The sequence below is a fragment of the Telluria sp. LT1R51-2 genome, assembly GCF_059685775.1.
Genome location: NZ_JCASIM010000001.1, coordinates 2,773,532 through 2,799,898, shown reverse-complemented (window position 1 = coordinate 2,799,898; position 26,367 = coordinate 2,773,532). Strand labels below are relative to the sequence as shown.

Genomic DNA, 26,367 nt, shown 5'->3' with positions numbered 1-26,367 from the left:
CATCCACTCACTACAAGAAACGCACATGGCATACGATCACCAAGAGCAGGAACAGCTTGATTCCTTCAAAGCGTTCTGGTCGAAATACGGCAACATCATCGTCTGGGTCCTGATCCTGGCGCTCGGTTCGTTCGCCGGCTGGAATTTCTGGAAGACCCACCAGGCCAACAAGTCGATCGAAGCTTCGGCGCTGTACGACGAACTGCAGACGTCGCTGCTGGCCAATGACAATGCCAAGGTGCAGCGTATCGCCGGCGACATCCGCGCCAAGTACGAGAACTCGCCGTACACGCAGATGGCAGCTCTGGCCGCGGCCAAGACGGCCTTCGATGCGAACGACCTCAAGACTGCCAAGGCCCAGCTGCAATGGGCGGCCGACAACGGCAACGACGAATACAAGTCGATCGCCAAGCTGCGCCTGGCTGGCGTGCTGCTCGACGAAAACGCCTTCGACGAGGCGCTGAAAGTCTTGAACGGCACGTTCCTGCCGCAGTTCACCGCGTCAGTCAACGACCGCAAGGGCGATGTGCTGGTCGGCCAGAACAAGCTGAACGAAGCGCGCGCTGCGTACGTCGCCGCACTGGCCGCGATGGATGCCGCCAGCCCGGCCCGTCAACTGGTGCAGGTCAAACTCGAAGCCATTGGCGGCACCGTGCCGGCAGACAAGAAGACCGGCCAAGCGCCAGCCGCAGACCAGAAAGCGGCTGCGTAAATTTTTCGCATGAGATGGCCCGCGTCCGCCTCCCAGCGGCCGCGGGCTTTGCGTCCTTTATAGTCCAGGAACAAGGTAGAACATAATGCGTATTAGCAGCAAGCTTGTTGGCGTCGGCGTACTGGCCCTGATGACGGGTTGCTCGACCCTCAATTCGCTCAATCCATTTGCATCCGACAAGAAGGGCGATCAACCCGCCAAGCTTGTCGAACTCAAGGGCAGCATGGCCGTGCGCACCGCATGGAAACTCGACATCGGCAAGGCCAAGGGCTACCAGTTCTCGCCTGCGCTCACCGGCAACACGCTCGTCGTGGCCGCGGCCGATGGCGCCATTGCGCGCGTCGATGCCGCCACCGGCAAGCAGCTGTGGCGCGTCAAGGCCGACAGCGACCTGTCGGCGGGCGTGGGCACGGATGGCAACCTGATCGTCGTCGGCGGCGAGAAGGGCATCCTGATGGGCTACAACATGGATGGCAAGCTGCTCTGGAAAACACAGCTGTCGAGCGAGATCCTGTCGGCGCCGGTCGTGTCGCAAGGCATCGTCGTTGCCCGTTCAATCGACAACCGCATCGTCGGTGTCGATGCAACCGACGGCAGCAAGAAATGGACCGTGCAGAAGGTCGCGCCGCCGCTGACGCTGCGCAATGCGCCGGGCATGATCGTGGCCGGCACCGACGTCATCGTCGCGCAGCCAGGCGGCAAGTTGTCCGCACTGATCATCGCGACCGGCGCACCGCGCTGGGACGTCGAGGTCGGCATCTCGCGCGGCGCGACCGAACTGGAGCGCGTCACCGATATCGGCGGCGCCCCGGTGCTGTTCGAAAACGAGGTGTGCGCCGCTTCCTACCAGGGGCGCGTAGGCTGCTTTGACCTGGTGACCGGTTCGGCGCGCTGGACGCGTGACCTGTCTTCCAGCGTCGGCGTGGCCGTCGACCAATTGTTCGTGTTCGCACCGGACGACAAGGGAGCACTCAATGCATTCACCCGCGACACGGGCGCCAGCAGCTGGAAGAACGACAAACTGTCGTTCCGTCGCCTGTCGACCCCGCTGTCGTATGGCCGCGCCGTCGCGGTCGGCGACTACGAAGGCTATGTGCACTTCCTGTCGCGCGAAGATGGCTCTTTCCTGGCGCGCGCCGCAACCGACGGGAGCCCGATCGTGGGCACGCCGCTGGTGGCCGGCACAAACCTGATTTTTCAAACACAAAACGGAACTGTGACCGCCATCGCGGTCGAATAAGAAAACATGAAGCCGGTAATCGCACTCGTAGGTCGACCCAACGTCGGGAAATCGACCTTATTTAACCGCATGACCCGTTCGCGCGACGCGTTGGTGGCCGACATGCCAGGCCTGACGCGCGACCGCCACTACGGCGAAGGCCGCATTGGCGAACGACCATTCCTGGTCATTGACACAGGCGGTTTCGAGCCGGTCGCCAAAGAAGGCATCATGCACGAAATGGCGCTGCAAACGCGCCAGGCCGTCGCCGAAGCCGACGTGGTCGTGTTTATCGTCGACGGTCGTCAGGGCTTGACCCCGCACGACAAGACCATCACCGATTTCCTGCGCAAGAGCGGTCGCAAGGTCATGCTCGTCGTGAACAAGTCCGAAGGCATGAAGTACACGGCCGTCACGGCCGACTTCTATGAACTCGGCATGGGCGACCCGTATGTCATCTCCGCCGCCCACGGCGATGGTGTGACCGACCTCGTGGTCGAAGCCCTCGACGCTGCGTTTGCCGCACGGCCGGACGAACCGGCTGAACTCGAGCACGTCGACCATGGCATCAAGATCGCCATCGTCGGCCGCCCGAACGTGGGCAAGTCGACCCTGATCAACACGCTGGTGGGTGAGCAGCGCGTGATCGCCTTCGACATGCCAGGCACCACGCGTGACTCGATCGAAGTACCGTTCGAACGCGACGGCAAGAAGTTCACGCTGATCGACACCGCGGGTATCCGCCGTCGCGGCAAGATCTTCGAAGCCATCGAGAAGTTCTCGGTCGTCAAGACGATGCAGTCGATCGCCGACGCCAACGTCGTCGTGCTGCTGCTCGATGCCCAGCAAGACATCTCGGAGCAGGACGCGCACATCGCCGGCTTCATCCTGGAGTCGGGCAGGGCGCTGGTCGTGGCCGTCAACAAATGGGATGGCCTGAAAACCGACGAGCGCGACGAAGTCAAAATCGATCTCGACCGCAAGCTCGATTTCCTGAGCTTTGCCAACACGCACTTTGTCTCGGCACTGCGCGGCACCGGCATCACGCAACTGATGAAATCGGTCGAGGCTGCTTACGCCGCCGCCACCGCCAACCTGTCGACGCCGCGCCTGACGCGCGCGCTGCAAGAGGCCGTGGAGAAGCAGGAGCCGAAGCGCAAGGGCTCGGGCCGTCCAAAGATGCGCTACGCCCACCAGGGTGGTCAGAACCCGCCGATCATCGTCATCCACGGCAATGCCCTGGACGGGATCAGCGAGCCGTACAAGCGCTATCTCGAGAAGCATTTCCGCGAGACGTTCAGCCTGGTCGGCACACCGCTGCGGATCGAACTGCGCAGTGGCAAGAACCCGTTCGCGAAGCCGTAGCAGTACGACAAAAAGTGGCGAAACAGGTTACAGTAGTTCAGGGCCGCATTCGCTTTGGCAGAATATGGCCTCACCCATGTGGCATGACTACTTGAAAATCGGCAAATCGCCTCAAACTTTTAACTACAACAACATCACGGAGCTGTTATGAGCAACAAAGGGCAACTGTTACAAGACCCATTCCTCAACGCCTTGCGCAAGGAACACGTCCCTGTCTCGATCTACCTGGTCAACGGTATCAAGCTGCAGGGTCATATCGAATCCTTCGACCAATACGTCGTTTTGCTTCGCAACACCGTGACCCAGATGGTCTATAAACACGCCATCTCCACCGTCGTGCCGGCCCGCGCCGTCAACCTCAATCTTGACTCCAGCGAAGCCGAGTAAGGCCGATGGCTGACGCCCCCGGCACGCCGCTCATGCGCGCAGCCCTGGTCGGCATCGACTTCGGGACTGGCGACTTCAACGCCAGTCTCGAAGAGTTGTCCCTGCTTGCACGCTCCGCTGGCGCCGACCCGATCACCACGATCACGGCCAAGCGCTCGAGCCCCGATCCCGCACTCTTCATCGGCAGCGGCAAGGCCGATGAAATCGCCCTCGACGCCAAGGCACTTGGCGTCGACATCGTCATCTTCAATCACGCACTGTCGCCTGCCCAGCAGCGTAACCTCGAGCGTCGTCTCGAACTGCGCGTTGTCGACCGTACCAGCCTGATCCTCGATATCTTTGCGCAGCGCGCCAAGAGCCACGAGGGCAAGCTGCAGGTCGAGCTGGCGCAGTTGCAGCACCTGGCCACGCGCCTGATCCGCGGCTGGACCCACCTTGAACGCCAAAAGGGCGGTATTGGCCTGCGCGGTCCGGGTGAAACCCAGCTCGAGACCGACCGCCGGCTCATCGGCGAGCGGGTCAAGGCACTGCGCGCGCGCCTGACCAAGCTGCGCAAGCAGCACGAGACTCAGCGCCGCCAGCGCGGCCGCAATAACACGTTCTCCGTCTCGCTGGTCGGCTACACCAACGCCGGCAAGTCGACGCTGTTCAATTCGCTGACCAAGGCCGGCGTGTACGTGGCGAACCAGTTGTTCGCCACGCTCGACACGACCAGCCGCCGCATGTATCTGGGCGACGACGTCGGCAGTGTCGTGATCTCTGACACGGTCGGCTTCGTGCGCGACTTGCCGCACCAGCTGGTGGCGGCGTTTCGCGCCACGCTCGAAGAGACGATCCACGCCGACCTGCTGCTGCACGTGGTCGACAGCGCGTCGCCCACGCGCATGGAGCAGGTGGAGCAGGTCAACGAGGTATTGCGCGAGATCGGCGCCGATCATGTTCCCCAAATTTTGGTCTGGAACAAGATCGATGCGGCGGGCCTGGAGCCCGAAGTCGAGCGTGATGAGTATGATAAGATCAACCGGGTGTTTATCAGTGCCCATAGCGGCGCCGGCCTGGATCTGCTGCGTTCGGCGATCGCCGAAACGGCCCGATCCGCGCCTGGCCAAAGCTACCGGACCACCCCGGAAAACGAAGAACAGGACGAAGCTTTCGAGCTCGCCGAGGACGATGCGTCGGTGGACGCACTGCCTGGCGCGCTACCCGAAAGTCCTGCCGACCATCTGCCAACTTCCACCCTTGTCGGGCCACGCTAAGCCTATGTTTGTTTCCATACTAAAAAGATTCGGCGTCAAACTGTCGCTGAACGACCCACGCTGGGGCCGTAACCCAGAAGATGACCGCAAGGCTCAGGACGGTCGCCGTCCGGGTGACGGTCCGCCCGACCTCGACCAGATGTGGCGCGATTTCAATGCGCGTCTCAACAAGATGTTCGGCAACCGCGGCAACAACAACGGCGGCGGCGACAGCGGTGGCCCGAACCGAGAGATGCGCGGCGCTGGCATCGGTGCCGGCGTGATTGCCATCATCGTCGGCTTCATCTGGCTGGCCTCCGGCGCGTTCATCGTGCAAGAGGGTAAGACGGCCGTGGTCACGACATTCGGTCAATTGAGCCACACGACCACGCCGGGTTTCAACTGGCGTTGGCCATACCCGATCCAGGCGCACGAGATCGTCGATGTGTCGACGATCCGTACGGCCGAGATCGGCTACCGTGGCACGGCGAGCAACAAGCAGTCGCAAGAGTCGCTGATGCTGACCGATGACGAAAACATCGTCGACATCCAGTTCGCGGTCCAGTACACGCTGAAAGACCCGGTTGCCTGGGTCTTCAACAACCGCGATCAGGACGACACCGTGCGCCAGGCAGCCGAGACGGCCATCCGCGAAGTGGTTGGTCGCAGCAAGATGGACTTCGTCCTGTACGAAGGCCGCGAGAAAGTCGCAGCCGATGTGCAGACGCTGATCCAGACGATCACCGATCGCTACAAACTGGGCGCCCTGATCAGCAACGTGACGATGCAGGGTGTACAACCGCCGGAGCAGGTCCAGAACGCGTTCGACGACGCCGTGCGCGCCAGCCAGGACCGTGCACGCGCGCGCAACGAAGGTGAAGCGTATGCCAACCAGGTGATTCCGGCCGCGCGCGGCCAGGCGTTCCGCCTGCAGCAGGACGCCGAAGCGTATCGCTCGATGGTGGTTGAAAACGCGACGGGTAATGCATCGCGCTTCGATCAGGTCGTCGCTGCCTACGCCAAGGCCCCGGGTGTGACCCGTGACCGCATGTATGTCGACACGATGCAGCAGATCTTCTCCAGCACCACCAAGGTGATGATCGACTCGCGTGCCAACAACAATATGCTGTACCTGCCGCTCGACAAGCTGATGCAGCAGGTTGCGGCCAACGATGCCCAGGTCGGCAGCAAGTCGGGTCCGGTGCAGGTGCCAAGCACTGCCCAGCCGGCCGAAGTGACCCAGGCCCTGGAAGCGGTGCGCCAGCGTGATGAGCGCAGCCGTGATTCCTCACGTGATCGGGAGACCCGTTAATGAACCGCCTCGTTACCATCTTCGTGGCCGGCTTCATCGCACTGATGCTGCTGTCGTCCACCATTTTCGTCGTCGACCAGCGCCGCTTCGCGATCGTGTTCGCGCTCGGCCAGGTCAAGGAAGTGATCGACACGCCGGGCCTGCATTTCAAGTTGCCGCCACCGTTCCAGAACGTGGTCTACATGGACAAGCGCATCCTGACGCTCGACACGCCTGACGTGAACCGCTTCATCACGTCCGAGAAGAGCAACGTGCTGGTCGATTCGTTCATCAAGTGGCGCATCAGCGATCCGCGCCTCTACTACGTCAGCTTTGCAGGCGACGAAACGCGCGCGCAGAACCGGCTGTCGCAGGTCATCAAGGCAGCGCTGAGCGACGAGATCACCAAGCGCACCGTGCGTGAAGTGATTTCGGGCCAGCGCGCAGCCGTGATGGCAGCGGTGCAGGCCAAGCTGGTGTCCGAAGCCAAGGAAGTGGGCATTGGCATCGTCGACGTGCGCCTGAAGCGCGTCGAGTACACCGAGCAGAACATCAACTCAGTGTACGAACGCATGCGCGCCGAGCGTGTCCGCGTCGCCAACGAATCGCGTTCGACCGGTGCTGCCGAATCCGAGCAGATCCGCGCTGACGCCGACCGTCAGCGCACCGTGATCATTGCCGAAGCGTTCCGCGACGCTGAAAAAGTCAAGGGTGACGGCGATGCCAAAGCATCGGCCATCTACGCCGAGGCGTTCGGCAAGAACCCGGAATTCGCGCGCTACTACCGTTCGCTCGAAGCGTACCGTGCGAGCTTCAAGGATCGCAGCGACGTGCTTGTCGTCGATCCGAACTCGGAGTTCTTCAAGTACTTCAAGGCGCCGGCAGGCGGCGGTAAATAACGCTGTTCCCGCATCGTTGCGGGGGTAATTGGACAAGCTGGGGGAGCAGGGCCATCGGTCTTGCTCCCCCAGTGTCGTCTGCGGCAGGCAGTGCCCGTACTGTCCGGCATCGTGGCAGATTATCAACCTTGACCCCCGCCAGTCCCGCTTTCGCTGCCTCAATCTGGTGGTTTTCGGTTAAAATCACCGATTCGGCGTTCGCGTCGTGCGCTGGCACGCCTGTCGTACGAAGCTTGCCATTGACTACCCCAAACCCATAACGTCGTTGCCCATGCCGAATTGGCTATTGCCTGAAAATATCGCCGATGTCTTGCCGTCCGAAGCGCGCAAGATCGAAGAGTTGCGCCGACTGATGCTCGACAACTTCCGGCTCTACGGTTACGAACTGGTCATGCCGCCGCTGCTCGAGTATCTCGACTCGCTGCTGGCCGGCGCCGGTGCCGACACCGACCTGAAAACCTTCAAGGTCGTCGATCCGCTGTCGGGCCGTCTGCTCGGCCTGCGTGCCGACATGACCACGCAAGTCGCGCGCATCGACGCGCACCTGCTCAACCGCGACTCGATCACCCGCCTGTGCTACGCCGGCAGCGTGCTGCATACCCGCCCGTCGGGTCTGCACGCCACGCGCGAGCCGATGCAGATCGGCGCCGAGATCTATGGCCATGCGGGCCTGGAAGCCGATGCCGAGATCCAGGAACTGGCCCTTGGTTCGCTGGCCCTGGCCGGTTTCACGAACGTGCGTCTGGACCTGGCCCACGTCGGCGTGCTGCGCGCACTGCTCGACGACGACCCGGCCGCCAAGCGCGACGAGAACCAGCTCTACAGCCTGCTGCGCGCCAAGGATGCGCCGGGCCTGGACGCCATCTCGCAGAATTACTACCCGCAGACCCGCAAGGCGCTGCTGGCCTTGCCGCGCCTGTACGGCAATATCGACGTGCTGGCCGAAGCCCGCGACGCACTGCCGGCCCTGCCGGGCGTGCAGCGCGCACTGGCCGAACTGGCGGCGCTGGCCGCCGGCGCGCTGGGCCGCGCCGAGATCGCGATCGATCTGGCCGACCTGCGTGGCTATCAGTATGAAAGCGGCGCCATGTTCGCGCTGTACGTGACGGGGCTGCCGAATGCGGTGGCGCGCGGCGGTCGTTACGACCATGTGGGCGAAGCATTCGGCCGTGCACGTCCGGCGACGGGCTTCTCGCTCGACCTGCGCGAACTGGCCCGGCTGTTGCCGATGGCCGAGCGCAAACATTCCATTCGCGCGCCGTGGGGCAATGCCCCCGAGCTGAAGGAAAAAATCGCTGACCTGCGCAAGGCAGGCGAAGTCGTGATCCAGAGCATGCCGGGTCACGACAATGTTCAGGACGAGTTCGAGTGCGACCGCGTACTCGTCCTCGAAAGTGGAAATTGGATTCTCAAAAACTTAGGTTAAGTGATGTCAAATACTAACGTGGCAAAGAACGTCGTTGTCATCGGCACCCAGTGGGGCGATGAAGGCAAGGGCAAGATCGTCGACTGGCTCACCGACCACGCCGCTGGCGTGGTGCGTTTCCAGGGCGGCCATAACGCTGGTCACACCCTGGTGATCAAGGGCCAGAAAACCGCGCTGCAACTGATCCCGTCGGGCATCATGCGCGAAGGCGTCGCCTGCTACATCGGCAACGGTGTCGTGGTCTCGGTGCCGGACGTCATGCGCGAAATCGACAAGCTGGCCGCGGCCGGCGTCGAAGTCGTCTCGCGCCTGATGATCTCGGAAGCCTGCCCGATCATCCTGCCGTACCACGTCGCCATCGACAAGGCACGCGAACTCAAGCGTGGAGAGAACAAGATCGGCACCACGGGCAAGGGCATCGGCCCGGCCTACGAAGACAAGGTCGCCCGCCGCGCCATCCGCATCGCCGACCTGCTCAACGCAGAGCGCTTTGCCGAGAAGCTCAAAGAGAACCTGGATTACCACAACCACGTGCTGGTGAACTACCTGGGCGCGGAAGCGATCGACTTCCAGACCACGTTCGACGACGCGATGGCCCTCGTGCCACGCCTGCGTCCGATGGTCGGCGACGTGTCGTCCGCCCTGTACGCCGCGCACAAAGCCGGCGGCAAGCTGCTGTTCGAAGGCGCACAGGGCTCCTTGCTGGACGTCGACCACGGCACCTATCCGTTCGTCACCTCGTCGAACTGCGTGGCCGGCAATGCCGCTGCCGGCGCCGGCGTCGGTCCGAACATGCTGCACTACATCCTGGGCATCACCAAGGCCTACACCACCCGCGTCGGTTCGGGCCCGTTCCCGGCCGAACTGCCAACCGACGCTGGCGTCGGCGAGCACCTGTCGCGCGTGGGTCACGAGTTCGGCACCGTCACGGGCCGCGCCCGTCGCTGCGGCTGGTTCGATGCCGCGCTGCTGCGCCGCTCGGTCCAGATCAACGGCGTGTCGGGCATGTGCCTGACCAAGCTCGACGTGCTGGACGGCATCGAGTCGCTCAAGCTGTGCACCGGCTACAAGATCGACGGCCGCGCGGTCGACATCTTCCCGGTCGGCGCTGAAGACGCAGCCCGCTGCGAGCCAGTGTACGAAGAGATGCCAGGCTGGACCGAAAGCACCGTCGGCGCCAAGTCGATGGAAGAGCTGCCGGCCAACGCCCGCGCCTATATCCAGCGCATCGAAGAACTGGTCGGCGTGCCGATCGACATGGTCTCGACCGGTCCTGACCGCGAAGAAACGATCGTGCTGCGCCACCCGTTCGCGGCCTAACGACAAAATCTGGAGTCAAAAAAGATGAATTCCCCTGTATCGACGGAAAAAGACCTGTGGGTCTCGTGGGACGAATACCACCGCCTGATCGAGCGCCTGGCGCTGCAAGTGTATGAGTCGGGCTGGAAGTTCGACCAGGTGCTGTGCCTGGCGCGCGGCGGTGTGCGTCCGGGCGACGTGTTCTCGCGCATTTTCGATGTGCCGCTGGCGATCCTGTCGACCAGCTCGTACCGCGAAGAAGCGGGCACCAAGCAAGGTGACCTGGACATCTCGAAGTACATGACGATGACCAAGGGTCCGCTGGCCGGCCGCGTGCTGCTGGTCGACGATCTGGCCGACTCGGGCGTGACGCTGCGTAAAGTCAGCCAGCACCTGACCGAGAACTACCCACAGGTCACCGAAGTCAAATCGGCGGTCATCTGGGTCAAGGGTACGTCGTCGATTCGTCCGGATTATTTCCTGGACGACTTGCCGCACAACCCATGGATTCACCAGCCGTTCGAAGAATACGACGGCCTGCGCCCGCACCAGCTGTCGGCCTGGCTGAAGAAGTTCGAGAAGTAATTCACCCGCTCAAGCGGGCGACGAGCGGGGAAGGGCAGATGCCTTTCCCCGCTTTTTTATTCGCGCTTCACTGTAGCAACCGAGCTCACCAATAGGTAACGGTTACAGCGCTTTCTTTTTCTTCTTGGGCAGCGGCAATTCCTGCTCGGTAATCCGCACCAGCTGGCTCAGCCAGTCCCGGTCTTCGCACAGGTCGCCGTCAATCTGGTAACACGGTTTCGCACCCGGATAGGGTGGCGCCTCGACAGGCGTCCCGATATGCGCCAGACCACCCTTCGTTGGCTTGACGAAGAGGACATCGTCGCACACCAGTGCGACCATCTTTTCGTCGAGATAGATGCCGTATTCGCCGAACATCTTCTTGGCGCTCACCGCTCCGGCAGCGCTCATCTGGTCGAGGATGAAGTCGACCGTGCTTTGTTGTGATCCCATGTCTGCTTTCGATGGGGAGGTGATCGGCCTTCGTGCCAGATCGTCCGGCACGTTGATGCACTCTGGTAAGATTACGCCTTTACTGTAGTCGCGTATCCTAAGAATAATAAGCCATGACCCAAAGCTTTTTCTCCACATTCATTCTGCTGATCCTCGTGACCGACCCGTTCGGTAACGTCCCGCTGTTCGCCGCCGCCCTGAAAGACACCCCGCTCGAGCGCCGCAACCGCATCGTGATCCGCGAGTGCGCCATCGCCTTCGTGCTGCTGCTGGTGTTCATGTTCTTTGGCAAGCACTTCCTGGAAGCGTTGCACCTGAGCCCGATCGCGCTGCGCATCGGCGGCGCCGTGATCCTGTTGATGATTGCGATCCGCATGATCTTCCCGCATCCGGATGGCGTGCTGGGCAAGAGCGAGGGCGGCGAGCCGTTCATCGTGCCGCTGGCGATCCCTGCGCTGGCCGGGCCATCGGCGCTGGCCACCGTCCTGCTGCTGTCGGCTACCAGCTTTACTGAGACGATGGTGCACGTGGCCGCACTGGCGGCGGTCGGCATCGTCTGGCTGGCCGTGTTCCTCAGTGCCGAAAAGCTGCAGCAAAAGCTTGGCCCGCAAGTCATGACGGCCTTCGAGCGCCTGATGGGCCTGATCCTGACGGCAATGGCGGTCGAGATGCTGCTGGGCGGTATCCGCGAGTTTGTGCGCACGCTGTAACGCTCGCGTCACGCTCGTTTTACGCTGGCGTGCGTGAGCGGAGCGGCAAATCTGGCACACTTCGCTTGCGCGATGTGCGCGGATCAACACGAAGCATCATGGGTATGAATCAGGTAGTGGGAGCGCCGACTGGCGCGCGGCAAGGACTGTCATTATTCCTCGGCGACGGCACGGTGCGTGCGCTGATGCGCGAACACGACTGGACTACCTCGCCACTCGGTCATCCACGTGACTGGCCGCAGGCCTTGCGCACGACCGTTGGACTGATGCTCGACTCCAAGTTCCCGATGTTCGTCGCCTGGGGCGACGAGCTTGGCTTCCTGTACAACGATGCCTACAGCGTGATCCTGGGCGCCAAGCACCCGGCGTCCCTCGGTCTGCGTTTTCGCGATGTGTGGCCCGACATCTGGGACGAGATCGCGCCCCTCGTCGATCGCACGATGAACGGCGAGTCGATTTATCTCGAGCGCTTCCCGCTGACCATGCGCCGCCATGGATACGACGAAGAGACCTGGTTCCGCTTTTCGTATTCGCCCGTGCGAGGCGATGACGGCATCGTCGCCGGCATGTTCTGCGCCTGCGTCGAAATCACCAACGAAGTGCTGGCGCAGCGTTATCGCGAAGAGGAAAACACGCGCCTGGTGAACCTGTTCGAAGAAGCGCCCGGCATCATCGCCGTGTTGCGCGGCCCCGACCACGTATTCGAACTGACCAACCGTTCTTACCTGGCACTGGTCGGGCATCGCGATCTGATCGGTAAATCGGTACGCGATGCCTTGCCCGAGGTGCAGGGGCAGGGTTACTTCGAGCTGCTCGACCAGGTGTATGCCAGCGGCCAGCCGTTCGTCGGCCATGCCGTGCCGCTGCGCGTGCAGCGCGAGCCGCACGGCCCGCTCGAGGAATGCTTTCTCGATTTTGTCTACCAGCCGATCCGTGACCAGCAGGGCAGGGTGACGGGTATTTTCCTGGAAGGCAGCGATGTCACCGTGCGCAAGCGCATCGAGGACGAGCTGCGCGAAGCCAACCGCCAGAAGGATGACTTCCTGGCGATGCTCGCGCACGAATTGCGCAATCCGTTGGCACCCATCACCACCGCCGCGCAACTGCTGCAGCGCGGCCAGATGGACGCGCCCGGCATTGCGCGCGCCAGCGCGATCATCGCGCGCCAGGCTGAGCACATGACGGCGCTCGTGAACGATTTGCTGGACGTCTCGCGCGTCACGCGCGGCCAGGTCACGATCCTGCAGGAAACTGTGGCCGTCGACCCGCTCGTACAGGAAGCGGTCGAGCAGGTGCGGCCGATGATCGACAGCTGCCACCATGAATTGTTCGTCGAGATCGAACCGGGTTTGTACGTGCTGGGCGACCGCACGCGCCTGATCCAGGTGCTGTCAAATATCCTGAACAACGCTGCCAAATACACACCTGCCAGAGGCCGCATCGTGCTGAGCGTGCGAATGGATGGCGGCGACGTGCGCATTGCCGTGCGTGACAATGGCCAGGGTATCGAGCCGCCGATGCTGCCGTATATCTTCGACCTGTTCACGCAGGCGGAGCGCACGCCGGACCGCTCGCAAGGCGGACTGGGCCTGGGCCTGGCACTGGTCAAGAGCCTGGTGCTGCTGCATGGTGGTCGGGTCGATGCGCTCAGCGACGGGCTGGATGAGGGCAGCGAATTCGTCGTGTATCTGCCGCTGCTGGAACCGGTCGCGCCCGTAGTAGCTTCAGAGCCAGATGCGCCCGCGACGGAAGCGTCGGGCCTGCGCGTGCTGGTGGTGGATGACAATGTGGACGCCGCCGAGATGCTGGCCACGCTGCTGGAAATGAATGGGTATGACGTCCGGGTCGAGTTCGATGGCGCGAGCGCGCTGGCGACGGCATTGCGCGAACCGCCCACCGTGGCGCTGCTCGATATCGGCTTGCCCGATATGGATGGTCACGAACTGGCGCGCCGCCTGCGCGCCGAGCCTGCGACGGCGGGGGCCGTGCTGGTGGCGCTGACTGGCTACGGCCAAGCCGAAGACCAGCAGCGTGCGCACGACGCCGGCTTCGACCATCACATGGTCAAACCGGCCGACCTGGACCGGTTGTTGACGTTGCTGGCCAGCATAGAACGCTAAGCCGCTTTGATGAAAGCAGTATCTTACTGATTTTCATGCGCGCTCGGTGCAACTTTGTTCTGCATATGAGATATGTCCAACTGCGGTAGCGACTAATAATTCGAATTTTCGCCAAGCGTGTAACGAGTAAGTTTGACTTGCTGTGTATGCGCGATGCATATTATCTCCTACTTTTAGACGATTGCCCAAAACTAATCATCTAGATAGTATTTCCTTGTGATAGCATATTTTCCTTCTGGAAATTGATCTTACAGGGTGTCAGCTATGGAGAGAATACGAGAATTTTTATTTCTTCGGTATTCATTGGTAGAAGAAAGTCAGGGTGTACTCGATTCATTACCCCTCCCTTCTCCAAAAGGCGAGGCAGTAATTGGTGCAATAAATCAGGAGCGGGAGTTTTCGGTCAACGGAGTCTCGTATAGTTTTGTAGGATTCTCGGCTGTCGAGCCGACTGAAAACTCAGTTTTTCCAGAAGGTCGATTTTGGATGGGAAAATTGGCCAAATTACGACAAGCTCACGTTGGCAGAAAAGTCCCAGGAGACATAGTAGAAACGCGGGAGGACGACTGGCAACCAGTATTAGCAATTTTCGATCTGCAAAGACAATTCATAGTCGTTGAAACAGATTGGAGATTCGGAACCTCGTATCAGACTATTCGAGCATTGCAAGGAGGGCTTAGGCAGCCAATTTTACGCGACTACAACCACTCGATTTTTGTCGAGGGTTGCGTAAGAAAAGAGCATTTCTGGAATATAGTCGAATCTCATCAAAAAATATATAAGCTAGAGGTAAAACTTATTTCTCCAAATATCTTGGAGACGAATTTGTCTGCACGAGATGCTTTGAAGGCACTAAAAGAACTATTTGGCCAAGACCAGATAAAAATTAACTTAATAAACGAACAGGGCGAGCTGTCGATTCCACAGAATCCTATAAACGATTACATCGAGTACATCCAAGAGGGCGAGGGAACGTGGTCGGTGACCACTGAGGGCGATCATGGAGGAAAAAAGACGCACTCAAGCACTGATAATATTGATAAAGTTGAAGTGGTTGACTCGATTCCGGATGGGGGAATAGCCGGAAATGAAGACCCGAATTATGTTGAGAGCAGAGACCGAGATGCAACAGTAGTAAGTGAGATATTTAGGGCAATTAGAAAAAACTATGAGTAAAAAGCAATTTTTCAAAATTGTACTATTAATTTTAGGGGCTTGCACTCTAACTTGCTCAGCTATTTATTTATTAGGTGATGCCGCGAGTAAGGCCTTGGTGAAGCTGAATGAAGTACTCCCCTATTTGCTCGCGATAATGGGCGCTTTGTCATTCGCGATGTTTACTTACGTTGATAACACAGCCAAAGATTTAACTGACCTCCGCAATGATTTTCCTGATCGAAATAAATATTTCATATGTCAAGAAAGCCTCACAAGGTTAAAGAAAGAAATAATTTCAAATATCGCATTAGTTACGGTTGTGTTTATAGCTGATCGAATCGTTCAGGCTCTTGCAATGGCTTTGGTAGCTAAATTTTCTAATTATGAAAAATGGATACTTGAATCCATTTCTATTTGTTTGGCAGCCTCATGCTTTGCAATCGTTATTTGTGCTTTGATATCACAAATTTCTGGATATATTATTGCTGCAGAGTATAGAGAAATAATCGCGAAAAACAGAAAATAAAGAAGGCTAAAGACTTTAGCCTTCTTTAATTTATTTGCCCAGCATCGAGACGACGTTGTCGGCGCCCGGCGCGCCGAACGCCTGCTGCTTGAGCACATGCAACTGGTCGCGTACCTGCGCGGCTTTCTCGAACTCCAGGTTCTTGGCGTGATCGACCATCAGTTTCTCGAGGCGCTTGATCTCTTTGCTGATCTGCTTCTCGCTCATCGACTCGATCTTCGCCGTTTCCTTGGCGTCTTGCAGCACCTCGCGCTCCGTGTTCGGGTTGTACACGCCGTCGATCATTTCCTTGATCTTCTTGTGCACGCCTTTCGGGATGATGCCGTGTTCGAGGTTGAACGCAACCTGCTTGGCACGCCGGCGTTCGGTCTCGTCAATGGCGCGCCGCATCGAATCGGTAACGCGGTCCGCATACAGGATCGCCACGCCGTTCAGGTTACGCGCCGCGCGGCCGATCGTCTGGATCAGCGAACGCTCGGAGCGCAGGAAACCCTCCTTGTCGGCGTCGAGCACCGCCACCAGCGACACTTCCGGCAAATCGAGACCCTCGCGCAGCAGGTTGATGCCGACCAGCACATCGAACGTGCCCAGGCGCAGGTCGCGCAGGATTTCCACGCGCTCGACCGTGTCGATATCGCTGTGCAGGTAGCGCACCTTGATGCCGTGGTCGCCCAAGTATTCGGTGAGCTGCTCGGACATGCGCTTGGTCAGCGTCGTCACCAGCACGCGCTCGTCCTTGGCGATGCGGTCATTGATCTCGCCCATCAGGTCGTCGACCTGCGACAGGGCAGGGCGCACGATGATCATCGGATCGACCAGGCCGGTCGGACGTACCACTTGCTCGACGACGTTGTCGGCGCGGCCCTGTTCGTACTCGGCCGGCGTGGCCGAGACGAAAATCGTCTGGCGCATCTTGCCTTCGAACTCGACGAATTTCAGCGGCCGGTTATCCAGAGCCGATGGCAGGCGGAAGCCGTACTCGACCAGGTTTTCCTTGCGCGAACGGTCGCCGTTGTACATCGCATTGAGCTGGCCGATCATCACGTGCGACTCGTCCATGAACATCAGCGCGTCTTTCGGCAGGTAGTCGATCAGCGTCGGCGGCGGCTCGCCCGGCATCGCGCCGGACAGGTGGCGCGAATAGTTCTCGATGCCCTTGGTGAAACCGATCTCGGCCATCATCTCGAGGTCGAAGCGGGTGCGCTGCTCGAGGCGCTGTTCTTCGATCAGCTTGTTCTGCTGACGGAATTCTTCGAGGCGGTCGCGCAGCTCGGCCTTGATCGACTCGACCGCGCGCAGCACGGTCGAGCGGGGCGTGACGTAGTGCGAACCCGGATACACGGTAAAGCGCGGGATCTTCTGGCGCACACGGCCCGTCAGTGGATCGAACAATTGCAGCGATTCGATCTCGTCGTCGAACATCTCGACGCGAATCGCCAGCTCGGCGTGCTCGGCCGGGAAGATGTCGATCGTGTCGCCGCGCACGCGGAACGAGCCGCGCGAGAAATCCATCTCGTTGCGCGTGTACTGCATCTGGATCAGGCGCGCGATGATGTCGCGCTGGGCCACTTTGTCCTTGTGGCGCAGCGTCAGAATCATCTTGTGGTATTCGTTCGGATTACCGATACCGTAGATCGCCGAGACGGTGGCCACGATGACGACGTCGCGCCGCTCCATCAGCGACTTGGTGCACGACAGGCGCATCTGCTCGATGTGCTCGTTGATCGACGAGTCCTTTTCGATGAACAAGTCGCGCTGCGGCACGTAGGCTTCGGGCTGGTAGTAATCGTAGTACGAGACGAAATACTCGACCGCGTTTTGCGGGAAGAATTCGCGGAACTCCGAATACAACTGGGCCGCCAGCGTTTTATTCGGCGCAAAAATGATCGCGGGCCGGCCGGCCTGCGCGATCACATTGGCCATCGTGTAGGTCTTGCCGGAGCCCGTCACGCCCAGCAGCGTCTGGTACATCAGGCCGTCGTCGATGCCTTCCATCAGACCCTTGATCGCGGTGGGCTGGTCGCCCGCCGGCTCGAACGGCTGGTGCAGTTTGAACGGCGAATCCGGGAACGTGATGACGGTCGGTTCGGGAGAAGTTGCGATGGATAATTCAGCCATGCTTACAGACCTTTGTTAGAATGAGAATCCGCTCGCGGCCCTGCAGGTTCAAGGGCCGCTGTCTATACAATTGCAAACCCCGCCGCTGTCAATCCAGCCAACAAAACCGAGTTTATCAGATGACTTCCACTGCCTCCGCCAGCTTGTTCAGTGCCATTGAAATGGCCCCACGCGACCCGATCCTGGGCATCACCGAAGCCTTCAACGCCGACACGAACACCGCGAAAATCAACCTCGGCGTGGGTGTCTATTATGACGACAAGGGCAAAGTGCCGCTGCTCGAGTGCGTGCAGAAAGCGGAAGCGAAACTGATGGAGCAGCCGACGCCGCGAACCTACCTGCCGATCGAAGGCCTGGCAGCGTACGACAAAGCGGTGCAAGAGCTGGTATTTGGTGCCGACAGCCCGGTAATTCAAGAGAAGCGCGCGCTGACCGTGCAAGCCATTGGCGGCACCGGCGCACTCAAGATCGGCGCCGACTTCCTCAAGCGCTTCCTGCCAGCGTCTGATGTGTATATCAGCGATCCGAGCTGGGAAAACCACCGCGCGCTGTTCGAGAGCGCCGGTTTCACGGTCCACAACTACGCCTATTACGACGCGGCCACCCGCGGCGTGAACTTCGACGGCATGCTGGCCGCTTTGACGTCGATGCCTGCAGGTTCCATCGTCGTCCTGCACGCGTGCTGCCACAACCCGACCGGCGCCGACCTGACGCAAGACCAGTGGGATCAGGTGATTGCTGCCGTCCAGGCCGGCAATCTGGTGCCATTCCTCGACATGGCGTACCAGGGCTTTGCCAATGGTATCGATGAAGACGGCGCCGTCGTGCGTCGCTTCGCAGCCACCGGCATGGCAATGCTGGTGTCGAACTCGTTCTCCAAATCGTTCTCGCTGTACGGCGAGCGCGTGGGCGCGCTGTCGATCGTGGCCACCACGAGCGAAGAAGCCACGCGCGTGCTGTCGCAACTCAAGCGCGTCGTGCGCACCAACTACTCGAACCCGCCAACCCATGGCGGCAAGGTCGTCGCCACCGTGCTGGCAACCCCCGAGCTGCGCAAGCTGTGGGAAGAAGAGCTGGCCGGCATGCGCGTGCGCATCCGCGAGATGCGCGGCGCGATGGTCGAAAAGCTCAAGGCCAAGGCCCCGGGCCACGACTTCGAATTCGTGCGCGAGCAGGTTGGCATGTTCTCGTACTCGGGCTTGACCAAGGAGCAAGTGGGCAAGCTGCGCGACGAATCGATCTACGCAGTGGACACGGGCCGCATCTGTGTGGCTGCGCTCAATTCGACGAACATCGATCGCGTCGTTGACGCCATCGCCAAAGTTCTCTAAAATCCTGGCTCTCTTGATCGCTGCAAGCGCAAGAGAGCAGCAGTAGATGGAGAACGAAACGCCTGTTCTGATTTGACAGAAACGTTTCATGAACCATATAATGCCAGCTTCAATTCCCTGATAGCTCAGTTGGTAGAGCGACGGACTGTTAATCCGCAGGTCCCTGGTTCGAGTCCAGGTCGGGGAGCCAGAATACAAGAAGGCCGCATCGAAGGATGCGGCCTTTTTCGTTATGCGGCGTTATGTCGTCTTTTTGGAGAGTTCGCGTGAAGCAACCACTCAAAAGCCACGCCACCCTGATCGAAGGGCAGATGTTCCGCTTCGCCAGAGCTGGGCAGGGCAGTCCGTCGATCGTGTTGATCGGTGGCGCCGGCGGCCCGCTCGATGGCTGGTTCAAGCTGTATCCCGAGATCGAGGCGCTGGGTACCGTGTTCAGCTACGACCGGCCGGGTACGGGCGGCAGTCCGAAGCCGACTGAAGCGCAGTATGGCGAGACCGTCGTCGCGCAGCTGCGCCTGTTGCTGCAGTTCGCCAAGGTACCGCCGCCATTCGTGCTGGTGGCGCATTCGTTTGGCGGCCTGCACGCCAACCTGTTCGCGCGCGAGTTCGCCGATGAGGTGGCGGGTGTGCTGTTCATCGAAGCGACGGCACCGCAGGACGTCGACAACCTGAAGCAACACCAGTCGGCGCTGCAGCGTGGCTTCGTCAAGCTGCTGGACCGCGTGTCGCCGCGCGATGCGTTCGACGAACTCCGCAACGAGCGCGAAACCGTCAGGGATATTCTCGAGGCGCCGGCATTCCCACCCGTGCCGGTGACGGTGCTGTCGGGCACGAAGCGCCTGCCGAGATGGCTGGTGCCGGCGGCGCTGGTGCGTGAACGCGAGCGTTCGCAGCTGGCGCTGGCAGCCTTGTCGCCATTGGGCGAGCGCGTCGTGGCCGAGCGCAGCGCGCATTTTCCGCAATTGTCCGAGCCGGAACTGGTGATCGATACGCTCAAACGCCTGCTGGCGCGGATCGGGCGTTAGATTTTCTTTTGAAAAATTTGCGAAATCGACACCAGCAGGTATAATGCGGCCTCAATTCCCTGATAGCTCAGTTGGTAGAGCGACGGACTGTTAATCCGCAGGTCCCTGGTTCGAGTCCAGGTCGGGGAGCCAGAATACGAAGGGCCGCATGCAAATGCGGCCCTTTTTGTATTCGGGCCCGTAGATTCCTACTTGCCCGATACCGGCTTGACCTTCGCCGCTGCCGCCAGCGCACGTTCACGCGCCGTGGCGATATCGTCTGCCGTGGCCAACGCCACGCCCATGCGCCGCCGTGCAAACGACTCCGGCTTGCCGAACAGGCGCACATCCGCGCCAGGCACTTGCAGCGCCTCGGCCACGCCCTCGAATGCAATCCCCGTTTCATCGAGCTGACCGTAGATCACCGCCGATGCACCCGGTGCGCGCAGGGCCACGTTCACGGGCAAGCCGAGAATCGCCTTCGCATGCAGTTCGAACTCGCTTTGCACCTGGCTGGCCATCGTCACCATACCCGTGTCGTGCGGACGCGGGCTCACTTCCGAGAACCACACCATGTCGCCCTTGACGAACAGTTCGACGCCGAACACGCCCAGTCCGCCCAGATTGCCCGTGACTTTGGCGGCGATCTCGCGCGAGCGCTCCAGTGCCAGCGGCTGCATCGGATGCGGCTGCCACGATTCGACGTAGTCGCCCTGGACCTGCTTGTGCCCGATCGGATCGCAGAAGCTCGTTACGACCTGGCCATCCGCGCCCAGCGAGCGCACCGTCAGCAGCGTGATTTCGTAATCGAAGTCGATGAAGCCTTCGGCAATCACGCGTCCGGCGTCGACACGCCCGCCGCTGGCAGCGTAGGCCCAGGCCGCGGCTACATCATCCGCGCCATCGAGCTTCGACTGGCCCTTGCCCGACGACGACATCACCGGCTTGACCACGCACGGAAAGCCCACGGCAGCGCAGGCATCCTGCAACTCGGCCAGACTGCTGGCGAACTGGTACGGCGACGTGGCCAGGCCAAGTTCTTCGGCGGCCAGGCGGCGGATGCCTTCGCGGTTCATCGTCAGTTGCGCCGCGCGTGCGGTCGGGATGCAGGTGATGACGCCCGCCGCTTCCAGTTCGGCCAGCTTGTCCGTGGCGATCGCTTCGATTTCCGGCACTACGAGGTGAGGGCGCTCCTGCGCGATCAGCGCTTCGAGCGCTGCGCCGTCGGTCATGTCGATCACGTGCGCCCGGTGCGCGACCTGGTGACCCGGTGCATTTGGATAGCGGTCGACCGCGATCACCTCGACACCCAGGCGCTGCAGCGAGATGATCACTTCCTTGCCCAGTTCGCCCGAGCCGAGCAGCATGACGCGGGTTGCGGAAGGAGAGAGTGGGGTGCCGAGGGTGCGTGAGATGGTCATGGTCGTTCGGGGATCAGGGAGGGTGGTGGGAAGCTGCGACTATATCAAAAGCGCCCCTTGCCAGCGGCCGGCCAGCCGATTCACACACTGCGCTGGTCAAACCGCAAATGCCCGGCTATAATATTGCCTCAATTCCCTGATAGCTCAGTTGGTAGAGCGACGGACTGTTAATCCGCAGGTCCCTGGTTCGAGTCCAGGTCGGGGAGCCAGAACAAGAGAAGGGCCGCATGCAAATGCGGCCCTTTTTGCATTTCCGGTGCCGGTTCGTCAGCGCCCCTTCTTCTTGTTCGCGGTGTACGTGCGCGTATAAAACCCCGCCGGCTTCTTCGCCACCCACAGGATGAACGCCGCGATATCGGCGTGCCCGCGCAGCGCTTCCCACGTGTGATAGGTCTGCAGCAATTCGCGCTCGGTGAACGCCGAATGGATCTTGCGGTGGCAGATCTTGTGGATCGGGTACTGGTCGCGCCCCTTGAACGTCTTCGGGATCAGGTGATGGCGGTCGACGTGCTCGGTTCCCAGCGGCCGTCCGCACAGCGGGCAGGGGTCATCAGGCGTGGTCGTGGCGTGGTGATGTGGCATGCGCGCCATATGCAGGGCGATTTTTTACCGCACAAGTCTTGACCCGAGTTTGCCGGAATGATACCGAGCGGGACGAACCCTTGTTAAATGGTATTAGTGTAGAATTAACCCTGAATTCTCGCGCAGCACGTTACCCCTCCAGCCCTGAAAGCGACGCAGTTTGCAATGATCGAAGACAACTCCACCGTTTGTTCCGTGCTGTTGATCGACGACGAGTCGTTTGCTCAGGACATCATCGCCCATGGCCTCAAGAGCTGTGTCGGTCACCAGCTCCGTTACGAGTCCAGCCCGGCCCGCGCCGTCGAGGTCGCGCGCGATGTCGCTGCGACGGTGGTGATCGTCGATTTGCGCATGCCTGGCGGTCTGGATGGCTTTGATGTGATTGCCATGCTGCGCGCGCATCCGGACACGCATGACGTGCCGGTCATCCTGCTTTCTTCCGAAGACGACCCCGACACCAAGGCCAAAGCCTTTGCCATCGGCGCAAACGACTATATGGTCAAGTGGCCCGATCCCCGTGAGCTCGTGGCGCGTGTGCGGTATCACAGCGGTGCCTGCGTTGCGCGGCGTGAACGTGATGAAGCGTTTGCATCGCTGCGCCTGAGCCAGGAGCAACTGGCGGCAAGCCAGCTGGCGCTGCACCAGGCGCAAAAGATGGAAGCGATCGGCCAGCTCACCGGCGGCGTGGCCCACGATTTCAACAACGTCCTGCAAATCATCGGCGGCAATCTGCAATTGCTGAAAATGGTCGGCAACCTGAACGACGCGGCGCGCACGCGCGTCGAGATGGCGCTGTCGGGTGTCGAGCGCGGCGCCAAGCTGGCTGCGCATCTGCTGGCCTTTGCACGGCGCCAGCCGCTGCAGTCGGTCGTCATCGACCCGACCCACCTGGTGCGTGAGCTCGACGACATGGCGCGCCGCGTCCTTGGCGCCGGTACCCGTGTCGAGACCGAGGTCGCGCCTGAACTGGGCAGCACCATGGTCGATCCCAACCAGCTCAACAACGTGCTGCTGAATCTGGTCATCAATGCGCGCGACGCGATGCCCGATGGCGGCACGCTGACCATCCGCGCCGTCAATGCTGCCGCCGACGACAATTTGCCGCCCGACGTGCCGCACAACGATTACGTGATGCTCGAGATCGCCGATACGGGCAAGGGCATGCCGCCGGACGTACTGCGCCGGGCGTTCGAGCCGTTTTTCACCACCAAACCGACGGGCCAGGGCACGGGCCTGGGGCTGTCGATGGCGTATGGTTTCGTCAAGCAGTCGGGCGGTGAAATCGTGCTGCGCAGCGAGCCGGGCAAGGGCAGCAGCGTGCGCATCTATCTGCCACGCAGCAGCGCGGTCCCGGCTGAGCAAGCCGAGGCAGCCGTGCACCCGTCGCTGACGGGCGGCCTGGAAACGATTCTTGTGGTCGAAGACGAAGACGACGTGCGTTCATCGACCTGCGGCATCCTGTCGGCGCTGGGCTACGACGTGCTGGAGGCGCGCGATGCGGCCAGCGCTGCGGCGCTGGTGGAAGAGGGCCGGCATATCGACCTGGTGTTTACCGATGTGATCATGCCGGGGCCGCTGTCGAGTCTGCAATTGGGCGAGATCGTGCGGCGCCACCTGCCGGAGTGCGAAGTGCTGTACACGTCGGGCTATGCCGAAGGCGTGCTGACGCACGAAGGCAAGCTGGACGCGTCGGTCCACCTGCTGCAAAAACCCTACCATCCGGATGCGCTCAGTGCGCGCATCCGTCATTTGCTGCGTCGTTCGCGGCGCGCCTCAGGCAAGCCGCAAACGGCCAGTCACTTCGGCTTGATGTAACGGTGCGAGCCTGGCGGCGGCTCGTTGAGCACCGCCCAGAAGATTCCCAGGTCGGCAATGGCGCGCACGAATTCATTGAAATCGACCGGCTTGACCACATACGCATTCACACCCAGCTCGTAGCTGCGGATCACGTCCTGTTCTTCCTTGGACGACGTCAGCATCACCACCGGCACCGACCGCAGTTCGGCGGTGGTGCGGATTTCCTTGAGCACTTCCAGGCCATCGACCTTCGGCAATTTCAGGTCGAGCAGGATCACGGCTGGATTACCGAGCTGGCGGCCGTCGAATTCGCCGCGCCGGTGCAGATAGTCGAGCGCCTCGGCGCCGTCGCGCGCGACCACGACTTCGTTGGCCAGCTGGCTCTTCGACAGGGCGATGAGGGTGAGCTCCAGGTCGTGGGGATTGTCTTCTACCAGGAGGATGGGCTTAAGCATGGGTGCCTTGTTCTGTGATGGCTTGTTTGGGGAGGGTGAAGGAGAACGTTGCACCTTCGCCCAGGATCGAGTCGGCCCAGACGCGGCCGTTGTGGCGTTCGATGATGCGGCGCACATTGGCCAGGCCGATGCCGGTGCCCTGGAAATCTTCCATCCGGTGCAGGCGCTGGAACACGCCGAACAGTTTGTGTACGTACTCGCGGTTGAAGCCGGCGCCATTGTCGGTCACGTGGAATGCGTAATCGTCGCCGGCATCCTCGGCCCAGATCCGGATCACGGCCGGGTCGCGCCCGTTCGTGAATTTGACGGCGTTGGACAGCAGGTTGAACATCGCCAGGTGCAGGAAGCTTGGGTCGCCCTGCACGACGGGCATGCGGTCGATGTGCCAGTCGACGCGGCGCTGGCCGATCTCGATGCCCAGTTTGTCGATGCAGCCCGACACCAGGTCGGTCATGTCAATGCTGGTCGGGCGCAGCGCGGCGCGGCCCATCTGCGAGAACGACAGCAGATCGTCGACCAGCTTGCCGGCCAGGCGCGCCGACTCCTTGATGTTTTTCAAAAAGCGCTGGCGCAGGGCCACGTCTTCGCTGCCGGCCGATTCAAGCAGCAGGTCGGAAAAGCCCGCGATGTGGCGCAGCGGCGCGCGCAGGTCGTGCGAGACCGAATACGAAAACGCTTCGAGTTCCTTGTTGGCGCGGCCCAGTTCTTCGGCCAGTTCGGCCATCTGCTCGGCGCGCTCGAGCGCAATGCCCAGCAGTGCGGTACGGAACTCGGTGGTCATCTCGATTTCGGCGGCATGCCATGGCAGGCTGTGGCCGTGGATGGTTTCGCGCCAGGTGGCAAAGCTCTGGCGCGGCGATAACCGGCTCGGCGCACCGGGGGCCGCTTCCTTCTCGTACGGATTGCCGGCCCATTCCACGGTCTGGATCATTTCGGGGCGGAACCACAGCAGATAGTGCTGGTGAATGCGCGAGATCGGCAGCGCCAGCAAGCCGCTGGCATTGTGAATGAAGGTCCTGGCCGGCGGATACACGGCTCCCAGCTCGCTGGTGTGGAAGACCTCGGTGTGGCCATGCACGGCAAGCCAGGTCGACAGATCGCGAATGGCGGCGTCGTCCGGCGTATCGCCGTACGTGAAGATGCGTTCGTCCGCCACGATGGCCACGCCGCCAGCGCGGGCAAAACGCAGCAGCTCACCAGACACACCGCGCAGATTGTCGATGAAGTCGGCGCTCTTGGTCAGGCGCCCAAGGATTTCGACCATGATGCGGCGCACGTCCAGACGGAACTGCAGCTCTGCGCTGTCTTCGCGGCTCTCGACGCACAAGGCGAGGATCTGACCGAGTTGTTCGCAGGCCGTGCGTTTTTCGACCGATACCGCGCGCGGGACGGCGTTGTGGCATGCAATCAGGCCCCACAGCTTGCCACGCACGATCAGCGAGACCGACATCGAGGCCAGCGTGCCCATGTTGCGCATGTATTGCAGGTGCACGGGCGAGACGCTGCGCAGCGCCGCATACGTCAGATCGTTACGGGTGCCCGTGGCTGGATTGAACTCAGGTACCAGCGGTGAGGCATCGTAGTCGGCATCCTGGATGACGCGGATCGGCGAGCTCAGGTACAGCTCGCGTGCCTGGGATGGAATGTCGCTGGCCGGAAAAGACTGGTTCAGGTACGAGTCGTAGTCGGGCGCTTTGGCTTCGGCCACCACGCGGCCATGGCCATCTGGATCGAACCGGTACACCATCACGCGGCCGTAGCCAGTGACGGACCGTATATGGTGGGCCGCGAGCTCGGTCAGCGCAGGGATCGATGCGTGCTCGCCGACCTTGGCGAGAAAGTCGGTAATGAGCGGATACAGGTGCCGAAAATCGGCGGGCTCGGCACGCTCGACCGCTTCGAACTCGGCGATCACAAGGCCGTCCCAGACGTGGCCCATCACATCGAAATGGCGGTCGTTGCCAAGCGTGACGGTGCCCAGATACATGGGGCGCTGGCCAAGCATATCGGTGGCCAGTTCGCGCGCCATGCGCTCGCCACAGGCCTTGCCGATGACGGCTGCCAGTGGCAGGCCGATCGCGGCTTCTGCCGCAATACCAGCCATTGGCAGCAGATTGGCACTGGCCTGCAACACGTCGAGTGCAGGCGATAGCGTCAGCATGAAGCCGTGCGGCTGGATACCGCCAGGCGTGCGGATGGGCTCGCTGGCGCAGCTGGAAATGTCGAGTTGGTCGGGAGATGCCTGGGTCATGGGCCGTCGGGGTAACGCACAGGTGAGCAGGGCCATATTGTATC

The 26,367-nt window shown here is 61.2% G+C and carries 23 protein-coding genes and 3 tRNA genes; 20 read left to right on the top strand and 6 right to left on the bottom strand.

From position 1 onward, the window contains the following. Positions 1–25: 25 nt before the first annotated feature. The 10 genes from AC56LH_RS12305 (at position 26) to AC56LH_RS12260 (ending at position 10,418) form a co-directional block, all read left to right on the top strand. On the top strand, positions 26–712 hold the full coding sequence (locus AC56LH_RS12305) for a YfgM family protein (protein WP_499646386.1): 687 nt from the start codon (positions 26–28) through the stop codon (positions 710–712). A gap of 85 nt (positions 713–797) precedes the next feature. Continuing rightward, complete coding sequence (gene bamB, locus AC56LH_RS12300) at positions 798–1,952, top strand: outer membrane protein assembly factor BamB (protein ID WP_499646384.1); 1,155 nt, start codon at positions 798–800, stop codon at positions 1,950–1,952. Between the two features lie 6 nt (positions 1,953–1,958). Then, positions 1,959–3,296: a ribosome biogenesis GTPase Der gene (gene der, locus AC56LH_RS12295; protein WP_183555417.1), complete on the top strand. Its 1,338-nt coding sequence runs from the start codon at positions 1,959–1,961 to the stop codon at positions 3,294–3,296. A 147-nt stretch (positions 3,297–3,443) separates the two neighbouring features. Further along, positions 3,444–3,683: an RNA chaperone Hfq gene (gene hfq, locus AC56LH_RS12290; RefSeq protein ID WP_183555416.1), complete on the top strand. Its 240-nt coding sequence runs from the start codon at positions 3,444–3,446 to the stop codon at positions 3,681–3,683. A gap of 32 nt (positions 3,684–3,715) precedes the next feature. Further along, positions 3,716–4,939: a GTPase HflX gene (gene hflX / locus AC56LH_RS12285; RefSeq protein WP_499648463.1), complete on the top strand. Its 1,224-nt coding sequence runs from the start codon at positions 3,716–3,718 to the stop codon at positions 4,937–4,939. A gap of 4 nt (positions 4,940–4,943) precedes the next feature. Then, the gene (gene hflK / locus AC56LH_RS12280; protein WP_499646381.1) at positions 4,944–6,230 is read left to right on the top strand and encodes an FtsH protease activity modulator HflK; all 1,287 of its coding nucleotides are present in this window, start codon (positions 4,944–4,946) and stop codon (positions 6,228–6,230) included. Continuing rightward, positions 6,230–7,108, top strand: a complete 879-nt coding sequence (gene hflC, locus AC56LH_RS12275) for a protease modulator HflC (RefSeq protein ID WP_499580127.1) — start codon at positions 6,230–6,232, stop codon at positions 7,106–7,108. The genes hflK and hflC overlap by 1 nt, the downstream gene beginning before the upstream one ends. Positions 7,109–7,379: 271 nt before the next feature. Further along, entirely contained in the window at positions 7,380–8,534 is a 1,155-nt protein-coding gene (locus AC56LH_RS12270; protein WP_183555413.1) for an ATP phosphoribosyltransferase regulatory subunit, read from the top strand. Positions 8,535–8,537: 3 nt separating this feature from the next. Further along, the gene (locus AC56LH_RS12265; protein ID WP_183555412.1) at positions 8,538–9,854 is read left to right on the top strand and encodes an adenylosuccinate synthase; all 1,317 of its coding nucleotides are present in this window, start codon (positions 8,538–8,540) and stop codon (positions 9,852–9,854) included. A 24-nt stretch (positions 9,855–9,878) separates the two neighbouring features. After that, a complete protein-coding gene (locus AC56LH_RS12260; RefSeq protein WP_183555411.1) occupies positions 9,879–10,418 on the top strand; it encodes a phosphoribosyltransferase in 540 nt (179 codons plus the stop codon). A 102-nt stretch (positions 10,419–10,520) separates the two neighbouring features. Here AC56LH_RS12260 and AC56LH_RS12255 read toward each other — a convergent pair whose 3' ends face one another. Beyond that, positions 10,521–10,850, bottom strand: coding sequence for a TfoX/Sxy family protein (locus AC56LH_RS12255; RefSeq protein WP_499646379.1), 330 nt, complete (start codon positions 10,848–10,850; stop codon positions 10,521–10,523). Positions 10,851–10,963: 113 nt separating this feature from the next. Here AC56LH_RS12255 and AC56LH_RS12250 point away from each other — a divergent pair, with 113 nt between their 5' ends. The 4 genes from AC56LH_RS12250 (at position 10,964) to AC56LH_RS12235 (ending at position 15,364) form a co-directional block, all read left to right on the top strand. Further along, positions 10,964–11,560 carry a MarC family protein gene (locus tag AC56LH_RS12250; protein WP_332530948.1) on the top strand — a complete coding sequence of 199 codons (597 nt, stop codon included), beginning with the start codon at positions 10,964–10,966 and terminating at the stop codon, positions 11,558–11,560. A 98-nt stretch (positions 11,561–11,658) separates the two neighbouring features. Beyond that, complete coding sequence (locus AC56LH_RS12245) at positions 11,659–13,680, top strand: hybrid sensor histidine kinase/response regulator (protein ID WP_499646377.1); 2,022 nt, start codon at positions 11,659–11,661, stop codon at positions 13,678–13,680. 264 nt (positions 13,681–13,944) lie between these two features. Further along, positions 13,945–14,856 carry a DUF4747 family protein gene (locus tag AC56LH_RS12240; protein ID WP_499646375.1) on the top strand — a complete coding sequence of 304 codons (912 nt, stop codon included), beginning with the start codon at positions 13,945–13,947 and terminating at the stop codon, positions 14,854–14,856. Beyond that, positions 14,849–15,364, top strand: a complete 516-nt coding sequence (locus AC56LH_RS12235) for a hypothetical protein (RefSeq protein ID WP_499646373.1) — start codon at positions 14,849–14,851, stop codon at positions 15,362–15,364. The genes AC56LH_RS12240 and AC56LH_RS12235 overlap by 8 nt, the downstream gene beginning before the upstream one ends. A gap of 30 nt (positions 15,365–15,394) precedes the next feature. Here the strand turns inward: AC56LH_RS12235 and uvrB are convergent, their stop codons facing one another. Further along, positions 15,395–17,482, bottom strand: coding sequence for an excinuclease ABC subunit UvrB (gene uvrB / locus AC56LH_RS12230; RefSeq protein ID WP_499646371.1), 2,088 nt, complete (start codon positions 17,480–17,482; stop codon positions 15,395–15,397). Between the two features lie 119 nt (positions 17,483–17,601). Here uvrB and AC56LH_RS12225 point away from each other — a divergent pair, with 119 nt between their 5' ends. The 4 genes from AC56LH_RS12225 (at position 17,602) to AC56LH_RS12210 (ending at position 19,970) form a co-directional block, all read left to right on the top strand. Then, entirely contained in the window at positions 17,602–18,813 is a 1,212-nt protein-coding gene (locus tag AC56LH_RS12225; RefSeq protein WP_499646369.1) for an amino acid aminotransferase, read from the top strand. A gap of 114 nt (positions 18,814–18,927) precedes the next feature. Continuing rightward, positions 18,928–19,003, top strand: a tRNA-Asn gene (locus tag AC56LH_RS12220). Positions 19,004–19,079: 76 nt separating this feature from the next. Next, positions 19,080–19,838 (top strand): alpha/beta fold hydrolase, encoded by a 759-nt coding sequence (locus AC56LH_RS12215; RefSeq protein WP_499646367.1) that lies wholly within the window; start codon positions 19,080–19,082, stop codon positions 19,836–19,838. Between the two features lie 56 nt (positions 19,839–19,894). Next, positions 19,895–19,970: transfer RNA gene (locus AC56LH_RS12210), tRNA-Asn, on the top strand. A 56-nt stretch (positions 19,971–20,026) separates the two neighbouring features. Here the strand turns inward: AC56LH_RS12210 and purT are convergent. Further along, positions 20,027–21,238 carry a formate-dependent phosphoribosylglycinamide formyltransferase gene (gene purT / locus AC56LH_RS12205; RefSeq protein WP_499646365.1) on the bottom strand — a complete coding sequence of 404 codons (1,212 nt, stop codon included), beginning with the start codon at positions 21,236–21,238 and terminating at the stop codon, positions 20,027–20,029. 133 nt (positions 21,239–21,371) lie between these two features. On the opposite strand from purT, the gene AC56LH_RS12200 reads away from it, so the two are divergent. Then, positions 21,372–21,447, top strand: a tRNA-Asn gene (locus AC56LH_RS12200). A gap of 58 nt (positions 21,448–21,505) precedes the next feature. On the opposite strand, the gene AC56LH_RS12195 is transcribed toward AC56LH_RS12200, so the two are convergent. Then, positions 21,506–21,820 carry a hypothetical protein gene (locus AC56LH_RS12195; RefSeq protein ID WP_499646363.1) on the bottom strand — a complete coding sequence of 105 codons (315 nt, stop codon included), beginning with the start codon at positions 21,818–21,820 and terminating at the stop codon, positions 21,506–21,508. A 165-nt stretch (positions 21,821–21,985) separates the two neighbouring features. On the opposite strand from AC56LH_RS12195, the gene AC56LH_RS12190 reads away from it, so the two are divergent. Beyond that, positions 21,986–23,635, top strand: a complete 1,650-nt coding sequence (locus AC56LH_RS12190) for a response regulator (RefSeq protein ID WP_499646361.1) — start codon at positions 21,986–21,988, stop codon at positions 23,633–23,635. Here the strand turns inward: AC56LH_RS12190 and AC56LH_RS12185 are convergent. After that, entirely contained in the window at positions 23,617–24,072 is a 456-nt protein-coding gene (locus AC56LH_RS12185) for a response regulator (RefSeq protein ID WP_258835020.1), read from the bottom strand. The genes AC56LH_RS12190 and AC56LH_RS12185 overlap by 19 nt on opposite strands. Then, the gene (locus AC56LH_RS12180) at positions 24,065–26,323 is read right to left on the bottom strand and encodes an ATP-binding protein (protein ID WP_499646359.1); all 2,259 of its coding nucleotides are present in this window, start codon (positions 26,321–26,323) and stop codon (positions 24,065–24,067) included. Before AC56LH_RS12180 ends, AC56LH_RS12185 begins: the two co-directional genes overlap by 8 nt. Positions 26,324–26,367 lie beyond the last annotated feature (44 nt).